The following is a 25770-nucleotide window of genomic DNA, read 5'->3' on the forward strand; positions in this document are numbered from 1 at the left end:
GTCACGTGCCTCCATGCCTCGACGTTAGCCGTCCCGGCCGCCATCCTGAATGCCCAGGTGGACCACCCCGTCCTTCATGACGAAACGCACGTCCAGCGTCGTGGCGATGTCCTCGGAGGGATCGCCGTTCACCGCGATGATGTCGGCGAGATAGCCCGGGGCGAGCCGGCCCAGCTCGTCGTCGGCTTGGATGAGTTCTGCGCTGGTGATCGTCGCCGCGCGCAGCGCCTGCATCGGCGTCATGCCGCGGGAGACCAGGGCACACAACTCTTTGGCGTTCTGACCGTGCGGGACTGCCGGAGCGTCCGTACCGCAGGCGATCCGCACCCCGGCCGCGATGGCCTTGGGCAGCATGGCCTGCGCTTGCGGGAAGACCACCTCGGCCTTCTTGCGCAACTCCGGGGCGATCCGGTCGACGGCCATGGCCTCGGTCAGATAGGTGGTCGACACGAGGAACGTCCCGTGGTCCACCATCATCTGGATGGTCTCGTCGGTGGCAAGGAACCCGTGCTCGATGCAGTCGATCCCCGCACGGATGCAGGCGCGGATGGCACTGTCTCCCACCGCATGCGCAGCGACCCGGACTCCGGCCCGGTGTGCCTCGTCGGCGATGGCGGCGAACTCGTCGTCCGAATACTGCTGGGCGCCCGGTGCCGTGCTGTGCGACATGACGCCGCCGGAGGCCGACACCTTGATCAGCTTGGCGCCGTGCCGAACCTGATAACGCACGCAGGCCCGCACCTCGTCGACGCCGTTGGCGATCCCCTCGGCGACCGAGAGCGGCATGATGCCGGGCGCGAGGCGCTGGAACACCGTGGGGTCCAGGTGACCGCCGTACGGCGTCACCGCGTGGCCCGCCGGATAGATCCGCGGGCCGGCGTGCCAGCCCTGGTCGATGGCGCGCTGCAGCGCCACGTCGAGCAGGTAGCCGCCCGTCTTGACCATGAGACCGAGGTTGCGCACCGTCGTGAACCCCGCGTCGAGCGTGGTGCGCGCGTTCACCGCCCCGCGCAGCGTGCGGTACGCGGGATCGTCCTGCACGCCGTGCATCGGGCTGGGCAACCCCTCCGGCCCGCCCGGCCCACCGATGAGCAGGTTGAGCTCCATGTCCATGAGCCCCGGCAGCAGGGTCACGTCACCGAGGTCGATGACGGTCGCGCCGTCCGGTTCCCGCTCGGGGTTGACCGCCTGGATCCGGTTGTCCCCAACCACCACGACCGCCGGTGTGCGCACCACCCCGGCCTCGACATCCGCCCAGCGGGCGGCTTTCAGAACGGTCGTCGTCACGGGACGGGTTCGACGTCGCAGTCCAGCGAGGTCGCGCCGGTGTCAGGGACTTTGGGCTGTTTCCAGCACTCCACCGGGAATGACGCCTGGATCATCGAGTACAGCAGATGCATCAGGTTGAGCACGTCCTCGGGCAGGTCGTCCAGCGGGAACTTGTCGCAATAGGAGATGGCCTCCTCGGCCCGCGCGGTGACGGCGTCGTAGAACGCCTGCAGCTCGGGCATCGAACTGCTCAGCCGCTTGGCGTAGCGCTCGGGCTCCGAGGCCAGACACCAGTCGGAGAATTCCTCCAGATCGGCGAACTCCGGTGGCAGCTTGGCGGCCGTGGTCTGCGCACCCGAATCGACACTCATGATCACACCCCCGCCGTCTTGCGGCGATAATCCTCGACCCACGCGGCGGTCTCGGTGTGCAGATGCCGGATGAGCACCTCCTGGTCGCACAGGACGAAGTCGTCGAGCACGCGTGACTCGACCATCGATTGCGTCGCCTCGAGCGTGTTGGCGTCCTGCAGGCCGTACTCCTTGAACGACACCGCGGCGAGCTCCTGGGCGATGCGCTCACGCGGTGTGCGCGGCTGCGGGAAATACACCGTGCCCTCGAAGAGGTGCGTGTTGTACGACGTGGGCCAGTAGTGGTACGTGAGGTACCAGCCCTGACCCCAGAACAGGATGACGAAGTTCGGGAAGAGCTGGAACGAGTCCAGGCCCCACGGTTCACATTTCGCCGGATTCAGACCCCGGGGCATCTCGCCGAGGTCCGGCTTGTCCCACGGTCCGAACAGACCGCTCTGACAGATGTCCTCGATCGGCTTGCGCATCTCGTCGGCCATCTCCCAGGCCCGGACACCCGACGTGCTGACCAGCCGGTGCGGCCCCTCGATCCGGTAGTGCGGCGCCTCGAACCCGGCTTCGGCGGCGGCCTTGGAATAGGCCGTCGGCGACTGGTTCGCATGCAGTACCGGTGCGTGATAGAACTCCTGGAAGGCGTCCATGTAGAGCTTCCAGTTCGCCTTCACCTCCGACCTGTAGTGGAACCGCGACGTCATACGGTCGAACGGGTAGCCCTCGAGATCGGTGATCATGGGGCCGAGGAATTCGCGCAGGGACTGTTCGGGTTCCTGCTTGTGGTCGGCGAAGTTGACGAAGATGAACCCCTCCCACACGTCGCAGTGCACCGGCACCAGCCCGTACCTGCTCTTGTCGAGGTCGAAGAACTCACCCTCCTGCTGCACGAACGTCAGGTTGCCCTCGAGGTCGTAGCGCCACGCGTGGTACTTGCAGGTGAACTGCCGGCAGACGCCGCTGGTCTCTTCGAGCGGCATGTCGTTCCACACCAGCTTGTTGCCCCGGTGGCGGCAGATGTTGTGGTAGGCCTTCACCTCGCCCTTGGTCGTGCGCACCACGATGATCGAGGTGTTGACGACCTTCATCTCCTTGGTGAAGTAGCTGCCCTTGCGCGGGATCTGTTCCACGCGGCCCACGTTCAGCCAGGCGCGTTTGAACACCGCTTTGCGCTCGACCTCGTAGAACTCCGGGTCGACCGAATCCTCATACGACACGGGACCGGTGCCGAGCTGCGGGTAGTGCTCAGTCCAGCTGCCTTCCGGCGGTTTGGGAAATCGGGCCATCGTCGTCTCCTCTTGACTGCAATCACTGCCACGCCGCCCGCTCGCGAGGCGACCAGACAAGTCTCGCAGGCAAACAACCAGGCGCAGATGCCTTTTCGCCATTTCGAAGGAGACGACAACGCCGACGTTATATGCTTCAGTGACCAATCGCAAGTAGTTGATATTCATGGGTGGGTCGGAACGGAGGACCACGGGTGCGTCACGACGAGTTGTTCATCGGCGGGAGCTGGCAGGCGCCGAGCACGTATCGGCGTATCGAGGTCATCTCGCCCCACACGGAGACACACGTGGCGTCGGTGGCCGCCGCGGCGCCCGCGGACGTGGATCGCGCCGTCGCAGCCGCGCGGGAGGCGTTCGACACCGGCACGTGGCCCGGGACGGACCCCGCCGAACGCATCGAGGTGGTGCGCGGGCTCGCCGAGAGCTACGGGCAGCGGCGTGCCGACATGGCCGATGTGATCACCTCCGAGATCGGCGCGCCGATCAGCTTCGCCCAGCGGGCACAGGTCGCACTGCCGTGGAGCATGATGACGGCGTTCTGCGACCTGGCCGAGACGTATCCCTGGCGGGAGGCCAGGCCGGGCCGGTACGGCTCGGACATCCAGATCCGGCGGGAGCCGGTCGGTGTCGTCGCGGCGATCGTGCCGTGGAACATGCCCCAGTTCCTGATCGTCACCAAGCTCATCCCCGCCCTGCTCGCCGGTTGCAGCGTCGTGCTCAAACCGGCCGCCGAATCCCCGCTCAACGCCGTTCTGCTGGCCGAGATCATCGCCGGATCCGGACTGCCGGAGGGCGTGGTCAGCGTGCTTCCCGGCGACAGCACGGTCGGCGAATATCTCGTCCGGCACCCCGGGGTGGACAAGGTGTCGTTCACCGGTTCCACCGCCGCGGGCAGAGCCGTGGCCGCGGCGTGCGCCGCCGACCTCAAGCGCGTGAGCCTGGAGCTGGGCGGCAAGTCCGCCGCGATCGTGCTCGACGATGCCGACCCGGTCGCCGTCGCCGCAGGGGTCAGATCGGCCAGCCTGTCCAACAGCGGACAGATCTGCAATGCGCTGACCCGCATCCTGGTCCCCCGGGCGCGCTCCGCGGAGTTCACCGACGCCCTTGCCGCCGAGATGGATTCGCTCATCGTCGGGGATCCGCGGGACGAGGCCACCCAGGTCGGCCCGCTGGTGGCCCAGCGTCAGCAGCAGCGTGTCACCGACTATCTGGAACAGGGCACGCGAGACGGGGCCCGGATCGTCGTCGGTGGCACGGGTATGCCCGAGGGGCTCGACCGCGGCTGGTTCGTCAAACCCACGCTCTTCGACCGTGCGGACAACGCGATGACCATCGCGCGAGAAGAGATCTTCGGTCCGGTGCTGACCGTCATCGCCTACTCCGACAGCGAGGAGGCCATCCGCATCGCCAACGACTCGGACTACGGGCTCGCGGGTTCGGTGTTCACCGCCGATCCCGAGCGGGGCCTGGCGGTCGCCGAGCGGATCCGGACGGGCACCTTCGGTGTCAACCAGGGTTACCCGATGGATCCGTTCGCCCCGTTCGGCGGCGTCAAGGGCAGCGGATACGGCCGCGAGCTCGGCCGTGAGGGTATCGACGGCTACACGGAGTCGAAATCCATTGCGGTCGCGAGCTAATCGTCCTCGATACCGAAGGACTCGATCGCCATCGCGAGCGCCGCGTAGCCGCCTGCGGTGAAGACCAGGTCCATCAGCTGCTGTTCGTCGAGGTGGGCGCTGAGGGTACTCCACGTGGAATCGCTGATCATGGTCTGACCGTGCAATTCGTCCACGGCGTTGACGACCACCGCGTCGACGGGGTCCGTCGGATCGCCCCGCCTGATCGCGGTGAGGTCGTCGTCGGAGAGCCCGGCGCGCGCGGCGAGGGGCACGTGGTGGTCCCACAGATAGTGCGACCCCCGGCAGACCGCCGTGCGCAACACCACCACCTCGGTGAGGCGTCGAGGCAATGTGGTGGTCACCAGCAGGTGCATGCTGAACGTCAGGTAGGCCTTGGTCAGCCGCGGATGCCGAGCGAAGGTGGCCAGCATGTTCCCGACCTGACCGGGCTGCGCGCGCTCCGGCGGCATCATCACCGACAGCGCGCGGACGACCTCGTCGTTCCACTCGTCGTCGGGCAGCGGCGACAGCCTCACTTCAGGCAGCTGCCCAGGTCGATCGGCATCGACACCCCGGTGACGTAACGCGAGTCGTCCGAGGCGAAGAACATGACGGCATTGGTGATGTCCTCGACCTCGACCCAGGGTCGGGGCATGCTGTGGAACATCTGGCAGATCGGCGCGATGTCGTCGGGACCCGGGTTCTCCAGATCCGGCCGGAAGAGCCGGAAGGTCTCGTCGTTCATCACCATCGGCGAGTTGACATGGGTCGGATGCACGCTGTTGACCCGGATCATGTGCTGGGCGAGTTCGACCGCGCACGACCGCATGAGACCGACCACACCGTGCTTGGCCGAAACGTATTGACTCATCTGCGGATAGGCCTTCATGCCCGCAACCGAACTCGTCAGGACGATGGAGCCCCCGCGTCCGCCGGCGATGATGTGCGGGATACCGGCCTTGACCGTCTTCCACACGCCGGTGAGGTTGATGTCCATCATGGTCTGCCACACGGCCTCGTCGAGGTTCTCGACGGTTTGTCCGCCGTTGCCGATCCCGGCGTTGGCCAGAATGATGTCCAGCCTGCCGAATTCCGCGACACCACGATCGACCACATTCTTCATCGCCTCGAAATCGCGCACGTCGACCTCGTCGACGACGATCCGCCTGCCGAGCGCTTCCACCCGGTCCTTGGTCTCCAGCAGGTCGCCGGGAGACGCGAGCTCCAGGGGGACGTTGTCGACGTTCTTGCAGACGTCGATGGCGATGATGTCGGCGCCCTCCTCGGCGAGTTTGAGGGCATGACTGCGCCCTTGCCCGCGTCCGGCCCCCGTGACGAAGGCGATCTTGCCCTCCACCCGTCCTGTCATGAATTCGTCCTCGATTCCTCTGTCACACAGACCGTCACACTGCCGCCGGCATGCTGTCCCAGCCACGGACGATGGACGACGACGAGAACACCGCACTGTCCATGTCGACGTGCCACTGCGGGAAGCGGTTCATGATCTCGTCGAGTGCCACACGCCCCTCGATGCGGGCCAGCGCATTGCCCAGGCAGTAGTGCGCACCCACCCCGAAGGTGAGGTGCTGCCGCGGTCGTCTCGCCACGTCGAAGGTGTCGGAGTCCTCACCGAAGCGCCGCTCGTCGCGGTTGGCCGCGCCGATGAGCAGGATGACGGCGCTGCCCTGCGGCACCGTGACACCGTGAAACTCCACGTCGCGGGTCACATACCTGGCAGCCTGCAACGCCGGCGGCTCGAACCGGAGGATCTCCTCGACCGCGCCGGGCAGCAGGGACCGGTCGTCGACCAACCGCCGGCGCTGCTCGGGATGCTCGGAGAGCAGCTTGCCCGCCCACCCGATGAGCCGGGTCGTGGTCTCGGACCCCGCCACCGCGACGACGTTCATGAACATCAGAAGCTCTTCGCGGTGAAGCTTTCTGGTGACACCCTTTTCGTCTTCGAACTCCGCATTGAGAAGCTCGGTTGTCAGGTCGTCGGCGGGATGCTGGATGCGCCAGTCGATGAAGTCGGCGAAGAGCTGGCCGTCGGTGATGGGGCCGTCCGGGTTGTCGGTCACCTGACCGCCACGCTCGGTGCGGACGAACTTCTCCCCGTCCTCGACGACACGGTGCTGGTAATCCTCCGGAATCCCGAAGAGTGCGCACACCACCCGCAACGGCATCACGGCGCCGAGATCTTCGACGAAGTCGAAGCTGCCGGTGCCCACCACCGGGTCCAGGCACGCCGCGGTGATCTCACGAACCCGTGCTTCCAGGGCGTTGATCTTGCGCGGGGTGAACGCCCGGGAGAGCAGGTTGCGATGGATGTCGTGGATCGGGGGGTCTTCGAAGATCAGCGAGCCGGGGGGTATCTCCATGCCCGACTTGATGATCTCCAGCACGGCGCCCCGCGCCGAACTGAACGACCGGTGGTCCACCAACGCCCGGTTGACGTCGTCGAACCGGCTGAGTGCGTAGAAGTCGTGGGTCTCGTTGTAGTACAGCGGGGCTTCGTTGCGGAACCTACGAAACATCGGGTAAGGGTCGGCGTTGAGGTCGGGACGCCAAGGGTCGTAATACAATTCGTCTGTCGTGCTGGCCGTCATCCTGCGATCCTTCCCGGCGGGCGGTGGCTGACCGAGGGGTCAGAAAGTGATGCTGTGCTTTTCGAAGTGCCGTGCCAGCGCCTGCATGTACCCGTCACCGTGGAAGGGCCCGCGGGCCCCGATCGCGGCTTCCAGGAACGGGCCGTACTCCTCGTCGTTGACATACGTCGACCAATGCACGATCTGGCATTCGTCGTTGGTCTCGACGAAGCTGATCGAGTAGAAGCCCTGAACCTGGCCGGTGTTGACGTTGGTGCCCTCCCAGCGGTAGCGCTGGACGAAGCCGTTCTCGGCCGGCCACACCTTGAAGTCGACCGGCTTCCAATCCGGGAACGTGATGCCGTAGGCCTTGGCTTCGATGGTCGCGGCCGTATCCCAGTGCGTGGCGACGTCCTTGAGGACGAGTTCCTGTTCGGCGACGAAGTAGGGCGAGGTGTACACGGCGTCGTCGGCGAACTCCCATTCGTCGTAACTCTCCCCTTCCTGCACCTTCTGCAGGACGTACTTGTCGCGGTAGCTTTCAGCCATCCGGCGGTGCTTGGCGATGCGCTCGACCAAATCCATTGTCTGTCAGTTCCTTTCACGGCACACGGCTGCGGTCCACGATGACGCCGCCGGTGTCGGCCTTCTTGAATATACAGTTATGTATTACAGATACAAGATTGAATGTCTCGTGGCGCGGGGCGGTGGCGTCGTGCACGGGCGGGTGTTGGGAGAATGGCGCGGTGGCGGAACGGTGGACGAGGCAGCGACGGGTGGAGCACACGCGTGCGCTGCTGCTCGACGCCGCCGAGGAGGTGGTCGCCCGGCAGGGTTTCGGCGCCGCGGCGCTGGAGGTCATCGCCGACGCCGCCGGATACACCAGAGGCGCCATCTACTCGCACTTCGGCACCAAGGAGGAGCTGTTCCTCGCCGTGATGGAGCGCCAGTTGCAGAGGTTCCTCGACGGTTTCACCGACATCGTCGAATCTTTCCAGTCGCTCGACGAGATGGATGTCGACAAGCTCGCCGAGCGGTGGCGAGACCTCACGATCGGAAACCCGGACCGGGCCGCGCTGGGATACGAGTTCACCCTGTTCCTGGTGCGCAATCCCGACGCCCGGGCGCGCGTGGCCGAGCAGCGCCGCCAGATCGCGGATTCCCTGGCCGAGTACATCACCAGGCATGTCGAGAAGATCGGCGGCCGGATGCGTGTTCCGGCCACCACCCTGGCCCGCGTCCTGATCGCGACCAATGAGGGTGTCACCCTGGGCAGCCATGTCGACGGCGACGACCTCTCGCGGCCGTTCCTCGAGATGATCCTGGCCAATGTGGAGCCGGCCGAGTAGAGCCGGCCCACCGGCTACTGCGAGATGTCCACACCCTCATAGCCTTTGAGCAGCTCCGGTGAGGGAAGTTCCATCTGGAGGTAGACGTCGATCCGGCTGACCTTGCCTTCCCGGGTGAACGCGTAGACCGACAGGGAGTTGACCACGCTGTGGAATTCTCCGACGGAACTGCGCTCTTCGAGTTCGAGGAACACGACCCCGTCCTTCTCGGTCACCCGCTTGAAGGTGCAGTCCCAGTCGGCGTTGGGCGCCCAGTTGGTGAGGAAGCCGACGTAGTCGTCCCAGTTCATCACCTCTTTGAAGTTGCCGACGCGCACGAAGTCGTCCACGGCGATCAGTTCCCGCAGCGGGTCCCAGCTGTGCACACCGAAGCCCGGCTCCTTGGCGGCGTCGACGATCTCTTTCGTCGTGATCGCGTACTGCAGTACCGTTGCCGCATTGCCGGTGTGGCGGTCGCGGATCTCGCGCAGGCTCACTGTGCCATCTCCCGGTCTCCTGCGAGGTAGCGGTCCACCACCGAGTGATAGTGCGCGATGACGACCTCCTCCTTGACCAGTGACATGTACTCCAGCGTCCTGTTGCGCAGTCCGAGCTGCTGGCGGGGCATCTGTTCGTAATCCTGTTGCAGCGCAGTGAAGTACTTGTACTCGCCTGGCTCACTGACATCGATTCGCGGGGCCCGCAACGCTTCTTTGTACTCGTCGGGCAACCACATGACGCTGATGATGTGCCAGTAGCACCTGTTGGGGTCGCCGCTCTCGTGCGGCTGGGCGAGGATCACCGTCGCCTCCCCGGCGCGCACGGTCATGAAGAAATTCGGGAACAGCACCCACCCGTGATTGTCGCTCATCTGCGCATCCGTGAGACCGCTGACGTCGAAACCCATTCCCGTGAGCGTCTCCCGGGTCGCCCGCTGCAACAACGTCCTGGGTGTGACCCCCTCCGGCAACACCAAGTCGCCCGCAGCGTCGCGGTACTCGGCCACCAGTTCCTGGAACCGGGGAAGAACGGCGGTCACGGACGGAAAGGTCTCCGGCAGGCTCATGATCCCTTCGAGCTGTTCTTCTAGGCCGAACTTCTTGCCGGCGACCTCGAAGGGAGCACACGAGACGCTGTGCTTGTCGAAGAACCGGTAACGCGTGGTGCTGGGGTCGATCATGATGACCTGCAGCAACTGTGGATGAATGCCCGAGATGTGGTAGCCCTCTTCGAAGGCGTCCATCACCACCTTCCAATTGCAGTCCAGCGCTTCGCGGACGTCGAGAACCGTGTCCATCTCGTCGAGGTGGTAGGGACTGAGAAGCTCGACGACGTCCGCGCCCAGGAACTCCGCGAGCGGTGCGGCATCGGGGTCGGGGTTGACGAAGATGAACCCGCCGAAGCACTCCACGGAGATCGGGAAGAGCCCGAGGCCCTCCTTGTCCAGCGCCGTCAGCACGTTCTCCTTCTCCCGGAGCACCCCTTTCAGACGTCCCTCGAGGTCATAGGACCACAGGTGGTACTGACACAGCAGGCCGCGCTTGGCGTTTCCCTTCCCGACACACAGTTTGTTGCCGCGGTGCCGGCAGGCGTTGACGAAACCGCGGATCTCGCCGTCCTTGCCGCGGACCAGGATGAAGGACTGGTCGAGCAGTCGGTACTCCATCCAGTCCCCGGCCTCGGGAAGCTCCGACGCCCGACCCGCGACCTGCCACACCCGCAGCCAGATGTTGCTGTGCTCGCGCTGCACATAGTCCGGGTCGGTGTAGCGGTCGGTGGTGATGTCCATGCGGTACTGGGCGAGGTCGATGTCGTCGAGCCCCATACCGGTGTCGAACCATTCCCCCGGGCGGGCCGGCTGTGTCGTTGTCATGCCTGATCACTCCTGTAGTCGACGACGGTGCGCAGCAACCGGCCGCCGTCAGTCCCCCGGGGCCGGTCAGTGGTGACGCTCGCCACAACTATACACAGCTGTATTTCACATACAAGTATGTATTTTCAGGCCACTGACTCGGTGTCGCGGATCAAATCCGCTGCAGCAGTTGACTTTGCGCGCATGTACCCGCACCGTCGGACCGGTGACGGCCGTCGGTTCCGGGTGCCGGTAGCGAGGTGACGACTCAGTCGGGCAACTTGATGACCGACGTGTACATCTCCACGACGGGCCGGTAGAGGTCGACATCGTCGAGCTGGCTGCCCAGGACGACGGAATCGCTGGTGGCGACCAGCGCCTGGGCGAACGTCGTCGGCGGGATCAGCAGCGTTGCGCCGAGCCGTTCCATGCCCTCGACGATGAACGCCGCGAGCTGGTCGACGACCTCGGCGCGTTTGGCGGCGACCCGGTCCCTGGCTTCGGGGTTGCGGAGCAGGTAGAGCGTGAACTCCAGGCCGAGCGCCGCATGGTCGGCGCCACGGTCGACGCTCAGCTGGCGCCAGCGGCCGGCGATCTCGTCGAGTTCGTGGGCGCCGACGCGGCTCGCTCTCGACATCACCTCGGCGAAATTGTCGAAATAGCGCCGCCAATAGCGGTCACTCACCGCGAGGAACAGATCCTCCTTGGTGGTGAAGTGCTTGTAGATCGCGCCCTTGGTGTAGCCGGCGGCCCGTGCGATGTCGTCGAGAGTCGCTGTGGTGAAACCTCTTTCGGCGAACACCTCTTCGGCTGCGTCCAGCAGCACCGAGCGCGTGTGCTCGAGCCTGCGCTCCCGGGTCCACCGCTCCGCCATGGCGGAATTCTGCCACAGGATCTGAGCATCCTATTGGAATCTGAGATACCGGTGAGTATATTCGCATCGTCGGGTCGCCGCGGCACCGCAGCGCGAGTGACTGCCTTCAGCGAGGGGAAAACCGGATGAGCGATCTGTCCAAGAGGCCTGCCGTCACCGAATCAGCCACCCGGACTGCAGAACTCGGGAATCAGAAGGCGACACCGTCGGGAGCCGTGAGGATTTGGGCGGCCGTCGGCGCCGTATTCCTGGCGTACACCTTGTATGTGTTCGTCCGGTGGGTCACCGGGCCCTATTTCGAGCCGGTCGCCGGAGGTCCGAGCGACCCACCGATGTACATGAAGATCCCGCTGATAGCCAACGCCGTCGTGCTCTGGATCGGGTTGCCTGCGGCGCTGTGGTTCTTCCTCATCCGGCCCTGGGTACGCGAGAGGCGCATCACGCTCGACGGGATGCTGCTCGTCTCGATGGGACTGATGATGTTCCAGGATCCGATGCTGAACTACTACAGCACCTGGTGCACCTACAACGCCTGGCTGTGGAACCGGGGTTCCTGGGCCCCACACATCCCCGGCTGGGTGGCTCACGAGGAACCCGGCCACACGGTGCCCGAACCGCTGCTGACCAACATTCCCGGCTATATGTACGGGGTCCTGCTGATCACCATCGTCGGCTGCTGGGTGATGCGCAAGATCAAGAACCGGTGGCCGGCGATCAGCAACCTGCGGCTGATCCTGGTCACCTATGCGATCACCTTCGTCTTCGACTTCGTGATGGAAGCCCTGGTGATGCTGCCGATCGGCTTCTACTCCTACCCCGGCGCCATCCAGTCGCTGTCGTTCAACGCAGGCACGTATTACCAGTGGCCCATCTACGAGGGTTTCATGTGGGGTGGCGTCCAGGCGGCGCTGTGCTGCCTGCGCTTCTTCACCGATGACCGGGGCCGGACCGTCGTCGAACGCGGACTGGACAACATCCGCGGCGGCCTCGTCAAGCAGCAGTTCGTCCGCTTCCTCGCGATCTTCGGCGGGGTCAGCGCGTGCTTCTTCCTGTTCTACAACGTGCCCGCCACCTGGCTCGGCATGCACGGGGACCCGTGGCCCGAGGACGTGCAGAAGCGCTCCTATTTCAACCCCGGAATCTGCGGGGAGGGAACCGACCGCCCCTGTCCGAACCCCGATCTTCCCCTGCCCACCAAGCATTCGGGATACATCAACCACGACGGCGAGCTCGTCCTGCCGGAAGGGGTGACGGTACCGCCGGTCGTACCGATCGAGGGAGCGAACAGCGGTGACGGCGAGTAGGTTCCGGCCTGTGGCCGAGACGAATTCACCGGCACCGTTCTACCGCGCCTCCGGCGGCGAGGTCGACGTGTTCCGGGCGGCCGCGCGGCGCGGGTCCCCGGTGCTGCTGAAGGGACCGACGGGGTGCGGCAAAACCCGTTTCGTCGAGGCCATGGCGCACGACCTGGGACGCGACCTCATCACCGTGGCCGGCCACGAGGACATGACGTCGGCTGACCTCGTCGGACGCTTTCTCCTCAAGGGCGGGGAAACCGTCTGGGTCGACGGACCTTTGACCCGCGCGGTGCGCGAGGGAGCCATCTGCTATCTCGACGAGATCGTCGAGGCCCGCCAGGATACGACGGTCGTCATCCATCCCCTCGCCGATCACCGCCGCGAGCTGCCGATCGACCGACTGGGGACGACTCTTGCCGCCGCACCGGGCTTTCAGCTGGTGATCTCCTACAACCCCGGATACCAGAGCATCTTGAAGAGCCTGAAAGAGTCGACCAGGCAGCGGTTCGTGGCCATTTCGCTCGGCTTCCCGCCCGCGGATGCCGAGGTGGAGGTGGTCGCGCGCGAGGCCGGCATCGACCTCTCCACCGCGCAGGCGCTCGTCAGGCTCGGCGCGGCCATCCGCGACCTCGACGGCTCGGCGCTCAACGAAGTGGCGTCGACCCGCATGCTGATCCTCGCCGGTGGTCTCGTCGCCGAAGGGTTGAGCCTGCGCGCGGCGGTGCAGTCCGCCGTCGTCGAGATCCTGTCCGACGATTTCGCCGTGACGCGCGCCCTCGGCGAACTGGCCGACGCCGTTCTGCCCCGGCCGTGAACTCCGAACACGCCGGCACAGAACGTTTTCGACTCCTTGCCGACTTCGCCGCCGGACGTGCGCTCGACGTCGCCGAGGCGCCGGCAGGCCAACCCGCCTACACGGACGGCAGCGTCGTGTTCGTCTCCGCCGGCGGCGACCTGGTTCGGCAGCGCCGGGAGGTGCTCGTGCAGTGCGCTCTGCTCCGGTGGGGCAGTCTTAGTCCCCGCGTGCTGAAGCGTCTGCGCGGTCGACCCTCGGTGACGCGACGCTACCTGGCCCTGGAGGGCTGCCGGGTGCTGACCGAGCTCGGGCGTTCGGTACCACTGGCAGCCGACCTGCGGCCCGGCCCGGCCTTGACTGCGGGCAGTGCCGAGTCTCTCGACATCGCCACGGGCAGAACGCCGCTCGACGACCCGCCCGACTGGTTCGGAACGATCAAGCCGGCCGCACTGCTGCGCTCCCCCGCGGCCCCTGGTGCTCGTGCGACCGAGGCCGATCTCCGGTTCGCCCTCGCTCAGGAGGATGAGCCGGACACCGACGACGGGGCGGACGAGGACGGCGATCCTCCGGAGAGAAGCCGGATCCTGAAGGTGTTCGAGGCCCCCCTCGGCGCCCAGGCCACCGCGAACTTCCTGCGCAAACTGTTCGGGAGCTCGCGCTCCGGTGACAACGAGGGCGCCGGCGGGGAGCTGCGCGTCGGATCGGTCCGCCGGACGCTCTACGCGGGTGCGCATGCCAGACCGGCGCCGACACCGATCCGATTCACCGGCGCGGACAAGCCCGGCAGCACCATCGGAGTCGGCGGAGCCCTCCATCCCGAATGGGACGGCCACCGCAACCGGTACCGCGAGGACTGGTGCCGGGTCGTCACCTTTCCGTTGACCACGACCGCCGACGTCGCCGCGGCCGGTGTGCCCACCGACGCCGTCCTGCGCCGGCGCCTGAGCCGGATCGGGCTCGGGCCCAGCGTCTTACGGGCGCGGCCCGACGGTGAGGATATCGACACCGAGGCCCTCATCGACCTCTTCGTGGATCTGCGTTCGGGATATTCACCGCTGGAGCACGTCTATACCGAGCACAGGCTGCTGGCACGCAATCTCGGCGTGCTGATACTGCTCGATGCGTCGGGGTCGGCGACGGACGCGGACACCGACGGTCTGGCGGTGCACGACCACCAGCGCCGGGCTGCTGCCACCCTGGCCGCGACCCTCGAGGAACTCGGCGATCGCGTCGCGGTGTACGCGTTTCGCTCACAGGGCCGCCAGGCCGTCCATCTGCCCGTCCTCAAGACCTTCGGGCAACGCTTCGATGCCGTGGGCCGTGCGCGGCTGGCGCAGCTTGCGCCGTCGGGGTACACCCGGCTGGGGGCCGGCATCAGGGCCGCGGGAGACATCCTGAAAAGGGAGGCCGGCACTCCCAACCGCTTACTGCTCGTGCTGTCCGACGGGTACCCGTATGACGACGGATACGAGGGCACCTACGCAGAGGCCGACTCCCGCAAGGCACTCGAGGAGCTGCGGGCCGACGGCGTGGGGTGCCTGTGCCTGACGATCGGGGCCACCACCGACGCCGACGCACTCGAGCGGGTCTTCGGTTCGGCATGCCATGCCGGCGGCGGCACTCTGGCCGAACTGAGCCCGCGGATGGACCAACTGTTCCTCGCGGCCCTGCGGGAACTCTCCGCTCCGAGGCCGTCGCGCGTATATGCTCCCCCCGGAATGCCAAGTAGTTGATATCCCGTCGGCGGAGGTGGCCAGATGCCCGAGGACGTACTGACTGCAGACGCGCACGAGCCGAACCTCGCCCAGCCGTGGGCCCCGCACCGACTGAGGATCTACACCTGGACCGGGATCTTCACCTTCGCGATGTTCCTGTTGGTGACCGTCGGTGTCAGCGTCGGATTCATCGCCCCGACGTTCACGACCGACGTCGTCGTCAACCTGATCTTCGGCATCCCGGTCATCCTGTTGCCGTTCGTGATCCTCTGGAACGCGCCCGGTGAGAGGCGCACCCGACTCGACAAAGCCGCCGAGCTGACGCTGTTCTACCTCCCCTACACGGCGGGCAGTCAGATCGGCTACGAGCTGATGTTCCTCATCGGACACCCGCTCGGGTTGTGGGCGCCCACCACCGACCCCGGGTGGAAATGGTTGTGGTGGCAGTACGGCCTCGCCGACACCCGTTACGTCAGCGGCAACCCGTGGATCTTCGCCCTTGAGGTCGTCGGCGTGCTGACCGGTGTCACCGTGTTCGTCATGTGGACCCGCCTCGTCCGCCCAGCCCTGTCGACGGAGTCGCGTATCCGCTGCCTGTGGATCACCTTCGCCGGGTGCGCCGTACTGATGAGCAGCACGGCGGTGTACTTCCTCGCCGAGGTCGGCGCCGGCTTCACCAACATCGGCCAGGGCGCGTTCGGGCTGGGCTTCAAGTTCATCGGCGAGAACATCCCGTTCATCGTGCTGCCACCGCTCGTGCTCTACTCGATCCATCTGCAGATCGACTATCTGACGCGACGCGCGGGCGCCCGGGCCGCGCTCAGCGGGCAGGCAACCCGAGGATCCGCTGCGCGATGATGTTGCGCTGGATCTCCGAGGTGCCCCCGGCGATGGTGCCTGCGAAACTACCGAGGTAGCGCGTGAACCAGCTCGCCGTGTACTGCTCCGGGGAGTAGGGGTTGTACGGACCCGTCGGGGCATTGCCGAGAAGGCCGTCGATTCCCGAAGCCTCCAGCATGTGGGCGTAGGCCTGCTGTTCGGCTTCGGAACCGAGCACTTTCAGGACCGACACCGCCGGGATGTCACGCTCCCCGCGCGCCGCCTGTCCCAGCGCGGCCGAGCCCAGCAGGCGCAGCGCCTGGAGATCCATGGCGATCGTCGCGATGCGGTCCCGGTCGAGCATCCCGTCGGGCCGATAGGTGACGAGCGCCTGTCCCATCCGGTCGGCGAACGACATCCACATCATGGTCCGCTCGTGGCCCAGAGATCCGTTGGCCACCGTCCATCCACCGTTCAGCGGCCCGACCAGGTTGGCCCCCGGCACCCGGACGTCGGTGAAGAACACCTCGTTGAAGTCGAGGTTGTGACGGTCGTGCACGCTGGCGAACGGTCTGCGCTCCAGGCCCGGCGTATCGGTCGGGATCAGTAACGCGCTGATTCCCTTGTGCCGCGGGGCATCCGGATCGGTGCGGACGAAGGCGAGGAGGACGTCGGCGTCGTGGGCGCCGGAGGTCCACACCTTCTGCCCGTTCACCACGAACTCGTCACCGGCCCGCACCGCGCGCGTCGCCAGCCCGGCCAGATCGGATCCGGCGCCGGGCTCACTCATACCCAGCGACGCCGTCAGCTCACCACGCAGGATCGGCACCGCCCAGCGCCGCTTCTGCTCCTCGGTGCCGAAGGAGAGCAGCGATGCCGCGATGATGCCGACACCCTGCGGATTGAAGCAGTGATAGATGCGGCGGCGGGCCAGCTCCTCGCGGTGGACGAACTGTTGCAGGACACCGGCATTGCGGCCCCCGTACTCGGGTGGATTCCCGGGCAGCAGCCACCCGTGGTCGAACTGTCGTCGCTGCCACCGGCGAGCCCACAGCGGCACATGAGCTGTCGAGCGGGACGCTTCACCGGCCGCCTCCGCCTCGTCGGGCAGATTGGCCTCAAGGAACGCGATGTACTCGGCGCGAAAAGCCTCCACATCGTCGTCGAAGGTCAGTCTCACCGGCTTCCCTCCCCTTCGGCGCGACCCGGCCGAAGATATCAAGTACTTAACATTATGCGCCTCGATGCGCTATGACTGAAGGGGCGAAGGGAGATCACGCATGCTGCAGGGCGAGAAGATCCTGATCACCGGCGCGACCGGGAAGATCGCGTATCCGATCGCGCGCGCCCTGGCACCCCACAACGACGTGTGGGGTGCGGCCAGGCTGCGCGACCCGGCGGACCGGGACAAGTTGGCCACGGCGGGCGTCACACCGCTGGCGCTGGATCTCAGTGCCGGCGATTTCTCTTCGTTGCCAGACGATTTCACCTACGTCTTCCACGCCGCCGTCGACCCGGGGCAGGGCGAGTGGCGGCGCGCGGTCGAGACCAACGCGCACAATTCCGGCGACCTGCTTCACCACTGCCGGGCGGCGAAGGGTTTCGTGCTCTGCTCGACCGGCTCCGTCTACGGATATCAGGGCCGGCGCCCACTCACCGAGGACGACCCACCCGGCGTTCCGCTGCGTGCCAATTACAGCTTCTCCAAGGTGGCCGCCGAAGCGGTGTGCACCTGGATCTCCCGGCACTACGGGATTCCGTTGACCATCATCAGGATCTGTTCGACCTACGGGCCCGAAGGCGGATCGCCGGCAGACCGACTCGAAGCGATCCTGGCGGGCAGGCCGATTCGGCTCCACCCCGACCGGCCGAACAATTACAACCCGGTCTACGAGGACGACTACGTCGAACTCGGCATCCGGGCGATGGAGGTGGCCAGCACACCTCCCGAGGTCGTGAACTGGGCGGGTAGCGAGACCGTCAGCGTCGAGGAGTACTGCGCCTACCTCGGCGACCTCGTCGGGATGGAGCCCGTGTTCGAATACAGTCCGGACGCGCACACCCCGTTGTGGCCCGACGTCACGCACATGCACGCAGTCCTGGGCCGGACGAAAGTCCCGTGGCGAGAAGGCTTTCGCCGGATGGTCAGCGCACGCCACCCCGAGCTCACACTTACCGACCACACGACGAGTTGAGGAATTCGATGGAGCTACCCGGAACGCCGTCCGACACCGTCGACGGTGTGCTGACCGCAGGCAGCGGCGACGTCAGCACGGTGTTCGTGTCCATGGCGACCCGCCATCCCGAGGGACTCGATGCCGACTACCTGCGTTGGCACACTCTGGACCACCGTCCCGAGCAGCACCGGCTCAGCGCCGTGCGGGCATCGCTTCGCCTGGTGTCCACCCCCGACTGCCGCGCCGCCCGTTGGCCCGGGGACGAACGGTTCGACGCCGTCGACCATGTGATGACGTACTTCTTCTCCGATCCCGCAGGATTGCAGACGTTCAACGAATTGTCCGTCGCCCTCGGCGATGCCGGTCGGAAATTGCCGCTGCTTCCGCCGGTCGAACGGGGTGTGTACACGGTGGGTGAAAAGTCGGCCGCACCCCGGGTGAAGGTCGGCGCGGACGTCCTGCCGTGGTGGCCCGTCCTGGGGGTGATTCTGCTTCTCGAACGCCACTCCGCCGCGGCCGACGGACTTCTGGAGATCGACGGGGTCGCCGGCGTCTGGACGACGTCCACGTCGGTGACGCACGGAGCGTTCGCCGGCGCGCCGCAGGGCCAGCACCTCACCTACTGTTTTCTCGACGACGACCCGGTGGCGACCGCCCACCGGATGGACGGGGCGTTGCGGGACCGCTGGACCGAGACCGGGCCGCTTCTGGCCGCGCCGTTCTACCCCGTGACCCCGCACCAGTGGGATCGCCGTGTGCCCTGACGAAGGAGACCCATGCGCATCGGCCTGATGGTCGGATCCGACAAAGAACGTGCGCGGCCCGACCGCCTGGCGGGTCTGCTCGCCGACGGGGCTGCCGCGGAAGCAGCGGGTTTCAGTTCGTTCTGGTTTCCGCAGGTGCCTGGCTATGTGGACGCGATGACCGCACTCGCACTGCTCGGCGCGGCGACCGAGAGTATCGAACTCGGCACCGCCGTGGTCCCGGTCCAGACGCGCCACCCCCTCATCCTCGCCCAGCAGGCCCTGACCACCCAGGCCGCCTGCCGGGGCCGGTTCACGCTGGGGCTCGGCCTTTCCCACGACTGGATCATCAAGGGACAGTTGGGCCTTCCCTACGAACGCCCCCTGACGACACTGCGCGGCCACCTCGACGTCCTCGCTGCGGCATTCGCCGGGCCCGGGCAGGTCGATGTCGACAACGACGTCTTCAGCGTCCACAGCCCGGTGGACGTCATCGATGTGGCGCCACCGGTGTTGCTCGCGGCACTGGGACCGAAGATGTTGCGGTTGGCCGGTGAGCAGGCTGACGGCACTGTCCTGTGGATGGCCGATGAGCGCGCGATCGGCGAGCACGTGGTTCCGCGCATCGTCGCCGCGGCCAGAGACGGGGGCCGCCCGGATCCCCGCATCGTCGCGGGGGTACCCGTTGCGCTGTGCGCGTCCGGTGAAGTCGACTCCGCCCGCGCCTACGCGAGCGAAGTGCTCGGACACGCGCACTTCTCGCCGAACTATGTGGCGCTGCTCGAACACGGGGACGCCGACGACGTCGGCGACACGATGGCGGCCGGCGACGAGGGGGCCGTCCTGGCGCGTCTGCGCAGCTACCGGGACGCCGGAGTCACCGATCTCGCTGCGCGCATCGTCGGAATCGGCGCCGACGCCGACGAGCGGCGTCGATCGCGCGACCGCACCGCTGCGTTCCTGGCATCGGCCATCTCCACCGTGTGATCGCGGCCGGTACCTCAGCGCCGGTTCCGCCACACCGCGGCGACGACGGCGACAGCCACGGAAACGCCGACCGCGCAGGCGAAGACACCGAGGACGAGATGGCGCGGCGATGCGCCGGACGCAAACGCCGCGAGTTGCAGGCCACCGGCCACAAGCGCCAGGCAGGCGAAGGCCGCCGCTGCAACCCTCAGTAGCGCCATGGATTCATTCTGCCGCGGCCTCGCCGCCCCCGCCGGCGGCGTAGCTGCCCATGAACTCCATGGGGACGCCACCGACCGTGCAGAAGAAGAGATCCACACCGGGTACGCCGGCGTCGAAGACGGTGACGTCGCGCGCATGTTTGTGCGCCTCGGCCTGGCTGCGCGCGAAGTCGTCGGTGAGGAAGGACAGCGCCGCCAGCCCTTCCGGGGCGACCTCCCGAAGATGTTCGGGAACGTCGAGCACCTCGATCAGTCCCGCCTCCCCGCTGCCCAGGATCGTCACGTCGGCGCCGTCGGACGGGGGCCAGCCGAGCGTCGTCTCCAGCACGGGACCGGGCACCCGCATCCGGTGGGCCACGGTCATCCCGACCACGTCGGTCAGGAATGCAATGAACTCGACCGCCGAATGGCTGCGCATCACGACGTGGTGGAGGTGGTTGGGCATGGCCGCAACGGTACTCATCGTCGATCGCACGGGAGGGCGATTGACGAACTTTAGTTGGACTGCGGTCAGCTATTGGATCGCCCCGTGTGAGCTGATAACTTCAGATCTGTGGCGGCAATCGAGTCGGGAGTAAGTGCTGACCGGGGTCAGCGCCGAGCATCGTTTCAGCGTGCCCGCTCCCACGAGACCAAGCGGATGCTGGTCCAGGCCGCCATGGCGCTGTGGCGCACACAGGGGTACGCCGCCACCACGGTCGCCGACATCTGCACGGCCGCCGGTGTCTCCAAGGCGCTGTTCTACTTCTATTTCCCCCGCAAAGAGGATGTGCTGTTCGAGGTGGGGGTGCTGTCCACGCAGTCGGCGCACCGCACGATTCACGATCTGATGACCAAGCCTTATGAGGTCGAGTCCGTGATCGCGGCGGCGCTGCGCGCGTTCGAGCGATCCATGGCCCGAAACCCCCGGGATCTCATCATCGAGACAATCCTGGAGGGGTACCGGCACGAACATCGCATCCTGGCCGAAGGCATCCCTGCCGATGTCGACGCCGACATGTTCACCGAACTCTTCACCCGCGCTCAGGCCGACGGGAAGTTGCCGGCCGCGGTCGATACCGGCCACCTGGCCTACCTCGCGCAGACAATGGTCAGCGAGGGCGTACGGCATTGGGCGGCAGGAGCTTTCGGGCAGCGGACTTTCGCCGCGGTCGTCACCGAGGACATCGCGGCGCTGCTCGACGGCGTGCGCCACCGCACCACCCGATAACGCCAAGGAGGCCGACATGTGGGACTTCGAGACAGACCCCGAGTACCAGAAGGTGCTGGACTGGGCCGACGAGTTCGTCCGCGAGGAGATCGAACCCCTCGACCTCGCCTTCCCGCACCAGCAGTTCGTGCCGCTGGAGGGGAAACGCCGGGCCGCGATCGACCCACTGAAGGACGAGGTGCGGCGCCGCGGGCTGTGGGCCACCCACCTGGGCGCCGATCTGGGCGGCCAGGGTTACGGGCAATTGAAACTCGCGCTGCTCAACGAGATCCTGGGCCGTTCCCAGTGGGCACCCATCATCTTCGGCTGCCAGGCCCCCGACACCGGCAACGCCGAGATCATCGCGCACTACGGCACCGAGGAACAGAAAAGACAGTACCTCCGCCCTCTCCTGGACGGTGAGCTGTTCTCCTGCTACTCGATGACCGAACCGCATGCCGGCGCCGACCCGACGATGTTCACCACCTCGGCGGTCCGGGACGGCGACCACTGGGTCATCAACGGCTGGAAGTTCTTCTCCTCCAACGCAGCAACCGCGTCGTTCCTCATCGTCATGGTGGTCACGAATCCCGACGTCAGTGCCTACCAGGGGATGTCGATGTTCCTGGTGCCCACCGACACCCCCGGCGTGAAGATCGAGCGCAACATCGGCCTCTACGGCGAACGCGCCGACGAGGGCTCGCACGCGCTGATCCACTACGACAACGTGCGCGTACCGGCCGAGGCGCTGCTGGGCGGTGAGGGACAGGCCTTCGCCATCGCCCAGACCCGGCTCGGCGGCGGCCGGATCCACCACGCGATGCGCACCATCGGGCTGTCCCGCAAGGCGCTCGACATGATGTGCGAGCGGGCACTGAGCCGCGAAACCCAGGGCAGCAGGCTCTCGGACAAACAGTTCGTCCAGGGCTACATCGCCGATTCCTACGCCCAGTTGCTGCAGTTCCGGCTGATGGTGCTCTACACCGCGTGGGAGATCGACAAATACAACGACTACAAGAAGGTTCGCAAGGACATCGCGGCGGTCAAGGTGGTCATGCCCACGGTGCTGCACGACATCGCCTGGCGCGCCATGCAGGTCCACGGTGCACTCGGCGTGACGAACGAGGTGCCGTTCCTCGGCATGGTGACCGGAGCGGCGGTGATGGGGCTGGCCGACGGCCCCACCGAAGTCCACAAGACCACCGTCGCCAAGCAGGTGCTCCGCGATCACCGTCCGGCCGAGGGGACCTGGCCGTCGGAGTGGATCCCCGCCAAACGCCAGGCAGCTCAGGCGAAGTACGCACGATTCCTCGGGGCCGCAATAGAAAATGAGGTCGGGAACCTGTGAGTGGCATCGACACCGAACGGCTCGCCGCCTGGATGGACCGGGCCGCACTGCCCGGCACGGGCGAGCCGCTGTCGGCCTGGTTCCTGTCCGGCGGAACGCAGAACGTCATCTTCGAGATCACCCGCGGCGAACACCGCTGCGTCCTGCGCATGCCGCCGGCGGGGGCCCCGCCCGACCGTGACAAGGGAATCCTGCGGGAGTGGCGGATCATCGAGGCGCTCGACGGTACCGACGTCCCGCACACGCCGGCGATCGGTGTCTGTGACGACCCGTCGGTGCTCGGACGTCCGTTCTATCTGATGGGGTTCGTCGACGGCTGGTCTCCGATGGACACCCATGGCCGATGGCCCGAACCGTTCGACAGCGACCCCTCCGCCAGGCCGGGGCTGAGCTACCAGCTGGCCGAGGGTATCGCGCTGCTGTCCAAGGTGGACTGGCGCGCGCGAGGCCTGCACGACCTGGGCCGGCCGGACGGGTTCCACGAACGACAGGTCGACCGGTGGATCGGCTTTCTCGAGCGGATCAAGAACCGTCCGCTGCCCGGTCTCGACGCAGCCACCGGGTGGCTCAAGGCGCACAAGCCGCTCGATTTCGTCCCCGGGCTGATGCACGGCGACTACCAGTTCGCCAACGTCATGTACCGCCACGGGGCGCCCGCGCAGATGGCCGCGATCGTGGACTGGGAGATGGGAACGGTCGGCGACCCGAAGCTCGACCTCGGATGGATGGTGCAGTCGTGGCCGAAAGACACGGCCCATCCCGAGGATTCGGACATGACCTACGTGGACATGCGCGGCATGCCGCCGCGCGACGACGTGGTCGCGCACTATGCGGAGGTTTCGGGCCGTCAGGTCGACGACCTCGACTACTACCTTGTGCTGGCCAGGTGGAAGCTGGCCATCGTGCTCGAACAGGGCTTCCAGCGCGCCGGTGAGGACGAGAAGCTCCTCGCGTTCGGACCCGTGGTCACCGGGCTGATGTCCTCGGCGGCGGACCTCGCGGAATCCACGGACTACCGGGGGTAGCGGGTCGTGCGCGCCGCCGTGTGCCCCGAATACGGCCCTCCTGATGTGGTGTGCATCGAGGAGCGGCCGGTCCCGGTGACAGGGCCGGGCCAGGTGGGGGTCCGGGTCGACGTGGCCGCGGTCAACTACCCCGACGTGCTGCTGATCGCCGGCCGGTATCAGGTCCGGGTACCGCCCCCGTTCGTGCCGGGAAGCGAGTTCGCCGGCGTGGTCTGCGAGATCGGGCCGTACGCGCAGGGTTTCGCGATCGGCGACCGGGTGACGGGAACCGGGATGACCGGTGCGTTCGCCGAGCGGGTCGTGGTGGATGCCCCCGTCCTCACTCCCGTTCCGGAGGGCGTCGACTCACGAACTGCGGCCGCGTTCGGTGTCGCACACCGCACGGCCCATCACGCGCTGCGGTCGGTGGCCCGGCTCGCGGCGGGTGACGAACTCGTCGTCCTCGGAGCCGGCGGGGGCGTCGGACTGGCCGCGGTGCAACTCGGTGTCGCGTTGGGCGCGCGTGTCACCGCCGTCGCATCGTCGCCCGAGAAGCTCGCCGCAGCAGACCTTTACGGCGCTCATCGGCTGATCAATCACAGGGAAAGCGATCTGCGGACCTCATTACGGGAGGCCCTGCCCGACGGCGCCGACGTGGTCATCGACCCGGTGGGCGGTGGCCTGAGCGAGCCCGCATTGCGATCACTGGGCAGAGGCGGCCGTTTCATCACGGTCGGCTACGCGTCCGGTGTGATTCCCCGCATTCCGTTGAACCTCGTACTGGTCAAGGGGATACACGTGCTGGGGTTTCAGTTCCAGGACGTTCCGGCCGACGAGTTCGCGCGCAACGAGGCCGAACTGCGCGAGTTGCTCGTGTCCGGCCGCGTACACCCTCACGTGGGGTCTGTGTATCCGCTCGATCAGACCGTCGCGGCGCTGCGTGACGTCGCGCAGGGCCGCGCCGTCGGCAAGGTGCTCCTCGACATGAGTTGACGGAGTGCGGGGTACGGGGTACGGGGTGGGCTGTCCCCCGTACCGACTCAGCTGGCCGGAACCAGGTCTGCGGCGACGGACAGCATCATGCCGCAACAGAAGGTCTCGGTCGGCGCGATCGGTTCGCCCGCGGCGCCCGCCGCGGCGAGGGCCTGCGCCTTGAACGCGCGCGCCGCGGCGCTCAGGCGGTGTTCGACGACCGACTCCACGCTCGTCCCCAGGTCACCGGGCAGCGGTGCGCCCCAGAGCGTCACCTCGGTGGCCCCCTGGTCGAGAGCACCGAGCACGCCACGCCGCACCCGGTCATCACACCCGAACAGGTCTCCGGCCACGGCCACCGTCTGCGGGTGGGGCCGCTGCTCCCAGGCTTCGAGAACCGCCTCCAGGTCGAGGGTGTCCGCGCCCAGAATCTGAAGCGGGCGAACATCTTCGTCGCTGCTCACCAGGACACTGACGTCCCAGCCGGCCATGACCCGGTCGTACACCCAGCCGCCCGCGTAGCGCACGGCGTCGAGCACCGTCGGTGACACGACGTCGAGGCGGTACCTCATGTCGGCCTGGACTGCGATGCCAGGTCGCGAGCCAGTGACTGCGCGTATCCCTTGAACACCTCGGTCAGCGGGATTGAAGGATCGAGCAACCATAATGTCTCCATTCCGTTGATGAAGGCGAGAATCTCCGTGGCCTTGGTGGCCGCGTCGAAGTCGGTGCGGTACAGCCCCTTCCGCTGACCGCTGGTGAGGTTTGCGCACAGGATGTCTGCCGCGTCGCGGTATCGCTTCTGGAGACGGTCGTGCAGGGGTGCATCGGGCGCGATGTTCTCGACCAGCAGCACAATGAACGTGCCGACGAGTTCCGGCGATCGCTCGAACCGTTCGGGGACGCGGGCGAGTTCGGTGACCAGATCGCCCGATCTGTCCGCGTGCATGTCGTCGTCGAGATCCCGCGCGTCGAGGACGGCGTTGAGCAGTTGCTCCTTCGACTCGAAGTGGTGCAGCAGCCCGGCCGGCGTGACGCCGGCTTCCCGCGCGATCTGCGCCAGCGAGGTGTTGCGCCAGCCGTTGCGCGCCAGGAGTCGCTCGGCCACAGCCAGGATCCGCTGCCTGCGGTCCTCGCCTTTGGCGAACAACGTCGCGTACGGCCGTCTGGGTGAACCCAGATCGGTCCCGGCGGATTCGGGGGCTGACACTCGACTCCTCAGGGCTTGCTAACCAACCTAGTGAACACACAGTAGGTAGGTTCGCGCCCTGTGACAAGGGTCTCAGCGCAAATGTGTTTGGGCAGCCGTCACATCCCTGACCAGCAGCAGGTCAGGGCATTTGTCCG

At 66.7% G+C, this 25770-nt stretch carries 28 protein-coding genes; 13 read left to right on the forward strand and 15 right to left on the reverse strand.

The genetic code is table 11. The features are described from left to right. Nucleotides 1-24: 24 nt before the first annotated feature. Genes FHR72_RS16625 through FHR72_RS16635 form a run of 3 tightly spaced genes read right to left on the reverse strand, consistent with a single transcriptional unit; the run spans nt 25 to nt 2917 of the window. On the reverse strand, nt 25-1287 hold the full coding sequence (locus FHR72_RS16625) for a metal-dependent hydrolase family protein (protein WP_183469970.1): 1263 nt from the start codon (nt 1285-1287) through the stop codon (nt 25-27). Next, a complete protein-coding gene (locus tag FHR72_RS16630; RefSeq protein ID WP_183469972.1) occupies nt 1284-1640 on the reverse strand; it encodes a hypothetical protein in 357 nt (118 codons plus the stop codon). Before FHR72_RS16630 ends, FHR72_RS16625 begins: the two co-directional genes overlap by 4 nt. Nucleotides 1641-1642: 2 nt before the next feature. Further along, a complete protein-coding gene (locus tag FHR72_RS16635; protein WP_183469973.1) occupies nt 1643-2917 on the reverse strand; it encodes an aromatic ring-hydroxylating oxygenase subunit alpha in 1275 nt (424 codons plus the stop codon). A gap of 194 nt (nt 2918-3111) precedes the next feature. Here FHR72_RS16635 and FHR72_RS16640 point away from each other — a divergent pair, with 194 nt between their 5' ends. After that, nucleotides 3112-4554 (forward strand): aldehyde dehydrogenase, encoded by a 1443-nt coding sequence (locus tag FHR72_RS16640; RefSeq protein ID WP_183469976.1) that lies wholly within the window; start codon nt 3112-3114, stop codon nt 4552-4554. Here FHR72_RS16640 and FHR72_RS16645 read toward each other — a convergent pair. From FHR72_RS16645 to FHR72_RS16660, 4 genes are read right to left on the reverse strand one after another with little or no spacing between them, the layout of a single operon-like run. Further along, on the reverse strand, nt 4551-5072 hold the full coding sequence (locus tag FHR72_RS16645) for a carboxymuconolactone decarboxylase family protein (protein ID WP_183469978.1): 522 nt from the start codon (nt 5070-5072) through the stop codon (nt 4551-4553). The genes FHR72_RS16640 and FHR72_RS16645 overlap by 4 nt on opposite strands. Then, nucleotides 5069-5905 (reverse strand): mycofactocin-coupled SDR family oxidoreductase, encoded by an 837-nt coding sequence (locus FHR72_RS16650; RefSeq protein ID WP_183469980.1) that lies wholly within the window; start codon nt 5903-5905, stop codon nt 5069-5071. The genes FHR72_RS16645 and FHR72_RS16650 overlap by 4 nt, the downstream gene beginning before the upstream one ends. A gap of 34 nt (nt 5906-5939) precedes the next feature. Next, the gene (locus FHR72_RS16655) at nt 5940-7142 is read right to left on the reverse strand and encodes a cytochrome P450 (protein ID WP_183469982.1); all 1203 of its coding nucleotides are present in this window, start codon (nt 7140-7142) and stop codon (nt 5940-5942) included. 39 nt (nt 7143-7181) lie between these two features. Continuing rightward, nucleotides 7182-7706: a hypothetical protein gene (locus FHR72_RS16660; protein WP_183469983.1), complete on the reverse strand. Its 525-nt coding sequence runs from the start codon at nt 7704-7706 to the stop codon at nt 7182-7184. A 161-nt stretch (nt 7707-7867) separates the two neighbouring features. Here FHR72_RS16660 and FHR72_RS16665 point away from each other — a divergent pair, with 161 nt between their 5' ends. Continuing rightward, on the forward strand, nt 7868-8470 hold the full coding sequence (locus FHR72_RS16665; RefSeq protein ID WP_183469985.1) for a TetR/AcrR family transcriptional regulator: 603 nt from the start codon (nt 7868-7870) through the stop codon (nt 8468-8470). Nucleotides 8471-8484: 14 nt separating this feature from the next. Here FHR72_RS16665 and FHR72_RS16670 read toward each other — a convergent pair whose 3' ends face one another. The 3 genes from FHR72_RS16670 to FHR72_RS16680 all read right to left on the reverse strand — a co-directional run bounded on the left by FHR72_RS16670 (nt 8485) and on the right by FHR72_RS16680 (nt 11175). Beyond that, nucleotides 8485-8946, reverse strand: coding sequence for a hypothetical protein (locus FHR72_RS16670; protein WP_183469987.1), 462 nt, complete (start codon nt 8944-8946; stop codon nt 8485-8487). Further along, nucleotides 8943-10322 (reverse strand): aromatic ring-hydroxylating oxygenase subunit alpha, encoded by a 1380-nt coding sequence (locus FHR72_RS16675; RefSeq protein ID WP_183469989.1) that lies wholly within the window; start codon nt 10320-10322, stop codon nt 8943-8945. The genes FHR72_RS16670 and FHR72_RS16675 overlap by 4 nt, the downstream gene beginning before the upstream one ends. 247 nt (nt 10323-10569) lie before the next feature. Beyond that, nucleotides 10570-11175: a TetR/AcrR family transcriptional regulator gene (locus FHR72_RS16680; protein WP_183469991.1), complete on the reverse strand. Its 606-nt coding sequence runs from the start codon at nt 11173-11175 to the stop codon at nt 10570-10572. A gap of 125 nt (nt 11176-11300) precedes the next feature. Here FHR72_RS16680 and FHR72_RS16685 point away from each other — a divergent pair, with 125 nt between their 5' ends. From FHR72_RS16685 to FHR72_RS16700, 4 genes are read left to right on the forward strand one after another with little or no spacing between them, the layout of a single operon-like run. Next, the gene (locus FHR72_RS16685; protein ID WP_183469993.1) at nt 11301-12479 is read left to right on the forward strand and encodes a spirocyclase AveC family protein; all 1179 of its coding nucleotides are present in this window, start codon (nt 11301-11303) and stop codon (nt 12477-12479) included. Between the two features lie 10 nt (nt 12480-12489). Then, nucleotides 12490-13287: a CbbQ/NirQ/NorQ/GpvN family protein gene (locus tag FHR72_RS16690; protein WP_311736171.1), complete on the forward strand. Its 798-nt coding sequence runs from the start codon at nt 12490-12492 to the stop codon at nt 13285-13287. Continuing rightward, nucleotides 13284-15002, forward strand: a complete 1719-nt coding sequence (locus FHR72_RS16695; RefSeq protein ID WP_183469997.1) for a nitric oxide reductase activation protein NorD — start codon at nt 13284-13286, stop codon at nt 15000-15002. The genes FHR72_RS16690 and FHR72_RS16695 overlap by 4 nt, the downstream gene beginning before the upstream one ends. Nucleotides 15003-15026: 24 nt before the next feature. After that, complete coding sequence (locus tag FHR72_RS16700; RefSeq protein ID WP_183469999.1) at nt 15027-15842, forward strand: emopamil-binding protein; 816 nt, start codon at nt 15027-15029, stop codon at nt 15840-15842. On the opposite strand, the gene FHR72_RS16705 is transcribed toward FHR72_RS16700, so the two are convergent. Continuing rightward, complete coding sequence (locus tag FHR72_RS16705; RefSeq protein WP_183470001.1) at nt 15805-16983, reverse strand: acyl-CoA dehydrogenase family protein; 1179 nt, start codon at nt 16981-16983, stop codon at nt 15805-15807. The genes FHR72_RS16700 and FHR72_RS16705 overlap by 38 nt on opposite strands. Before the next feature lie 100 nt (nt 16984-17083). On the opposite strand from FHR72_RS16705, the gene FHR72_RS16710 reads away from it, so the two are divergent. The 3 genes from FHR72_RS16710 to FHR72_RS16720 are packed head-to-tail and all read left to right on the forward strand — an operon-like array spanning nt 17084 to nt 19710. Then, nucleotides 17084-17998, forward strand: a complete 915-nt coding sequence (locus FHR72_RS16710) for an NAD-dependent epimerase/dehydratase family protein (protein ID WP_183470003.1) — start codon at nt 17084-17086, stop codon at nt 17996-17998. A gap of 8 nt (nt 17999-18006) precedes the next feature. Then, the gene (locus tag FHR72_RS16715) at nt 18007-18744 is read left to right on the forward strand and encodes a hypothetical protein (protein WP_183470005.1); all 738 of its coding nucleotides are present in this window, start codon (nt 18007-18009) and stop codon (nt 18742-18744) included. A 12-nt stretch (nt 18745-18756) separates the two neighbouring features. Next, complete coding sequence (locus tag FHR72_RS16720) at nt 18757-19710, forward strand: TIGR03564 family F420-dependent LLM class oxidoreductase (protein WP_183470007.1); 954 nt, start codon at nt 18757-18759, stop codon at nt 19708-19710. Nucleotides 19711-19724: 14 nt separating this feature from the next. Here the strand turns inward: FHR72_RS16720 and FHR72_RS16725 are convergent, their stop codons facing one another. Both FHR72_RS16725 and FHR72_RS16730 read right to left on the reverse strand, forming a co-directional pair. Next, nucleotides 19725-19910: a hypothetical protein gene (locus FHR72_RS16725; RefSeq protein ID WP_183470009.1), complete on the reverse strand. Its 186-nt coding sequence runs from the start codon at nt 19908-19910 to the stop codon at nt 19725-19727. Nucleotides 19911-19914: 4 nt separating this feature from the next. Next, nucleotides 19915-20355 (reverse strand): VOC family protein, encoded by a 441-nt coding sequence (locus FHR72_RS16730; RefSeq protein WP_183470011.1) that lies wholly within the window; start codon nt 20353-20355, stop codon nt 19915-19917. Nucleotides 20356-20550: 195 nt separating this feature from the next. On the opposite strand from FHR72_RS16730, the gene FHR72_RS16735 reads away from it, so the two are divergent. The 4 genes from FHR72_RS16735 to FHR72_RS16750 are packed head-to-tail and all read left to right on the forward strand — an operon-like array spanning nt 20551 to nt 24444. Then, nucleotides 20551-21120 (forward strand): TetR/AcrR family transcriptional regulator, encoded by a 570-nt coding sequence (locus tag FHR72_RS16735; RefSeq protein ID WP_183470251.1) that lies wholly within the window; start codon nt 20551-20553, stop codon nt 21118-21120. Nucleotides 21121-21136: 16 nt separating this feature from the next. Then, complete coding sequence (locus tag FHR72_RS16740; RefSeq protein WP_183470013.1) at nt 21137-22447, forward strand: acyl-CoA dehydrogenase family protein; 1311 nt, start codon at nt 21137-21139, stop codon at nt 22445-22447. A gap of 32 nt (nt 22448-22479) precedes the next feature. Continuing rightward, nucleotides 22480-23472 (forward strand): phosphotransferase family protein, encoded by a 993-nt coding sequence (locus FHR72_RS16745; protein WP_183470253.1) that lies wholly within the window; start codon nt 22480-22482, stop codon nt 23470-23472. A 6-nt stretch (nt 23473-23478) separates the two neighbouring features. Next, the gene (locus FHR72_RS16750) at nt 23479-24444 is read left to right on the forward strand and encodes an NADPH:quinone oxidoreductase family protein (RefSeq protein ID WP_183470016.1); all 966 of its coding nucleotides are present in this window, start codon (nt 23479-23481) and stop codon (nt 24442-24444) included. A 47-nt stretch (nt 24445-24491) separates the two neighbouring features. Here the strand turns inward: FHR72_RS16750 and FHR72_RS16755 are convergent, their stop codons facing one another. Beyond that, entirely contained in the window at nt 24492-24995 is a 504-nt protein-coding gene (locus FHR72_RS16755) for a hypothetical protein (RefSeq protein ID WP_183470018.1), read from the reverse strand. Next, nucleotides 24992-25633, reverse strand: a complete 642-nt coding sequence (locus FHR72_RS16760; protein WP_183470020.1) for a TetR/AcrR family transcriptional regulator — start codon at nt 25631-25633, stop codon at nt 24992-24994. Before FHR72_RS16760 ends, FHR72_RS16755 begins: the two co-directional genes overlap by 4 nt. Between the last annotated feature and the right edge of the window lie 137 nt (nt 25634-25770).

It is taken from the genome of Mycolicibacterium iranicum, from assembly GCF_014190915.1.
GTDB lineage: Bacteria > Actinomycetota > Actinomycetes > Mycobacteriales > Mycobacteriaceae > Mycobacterium > Mycobacterium iranicum_B.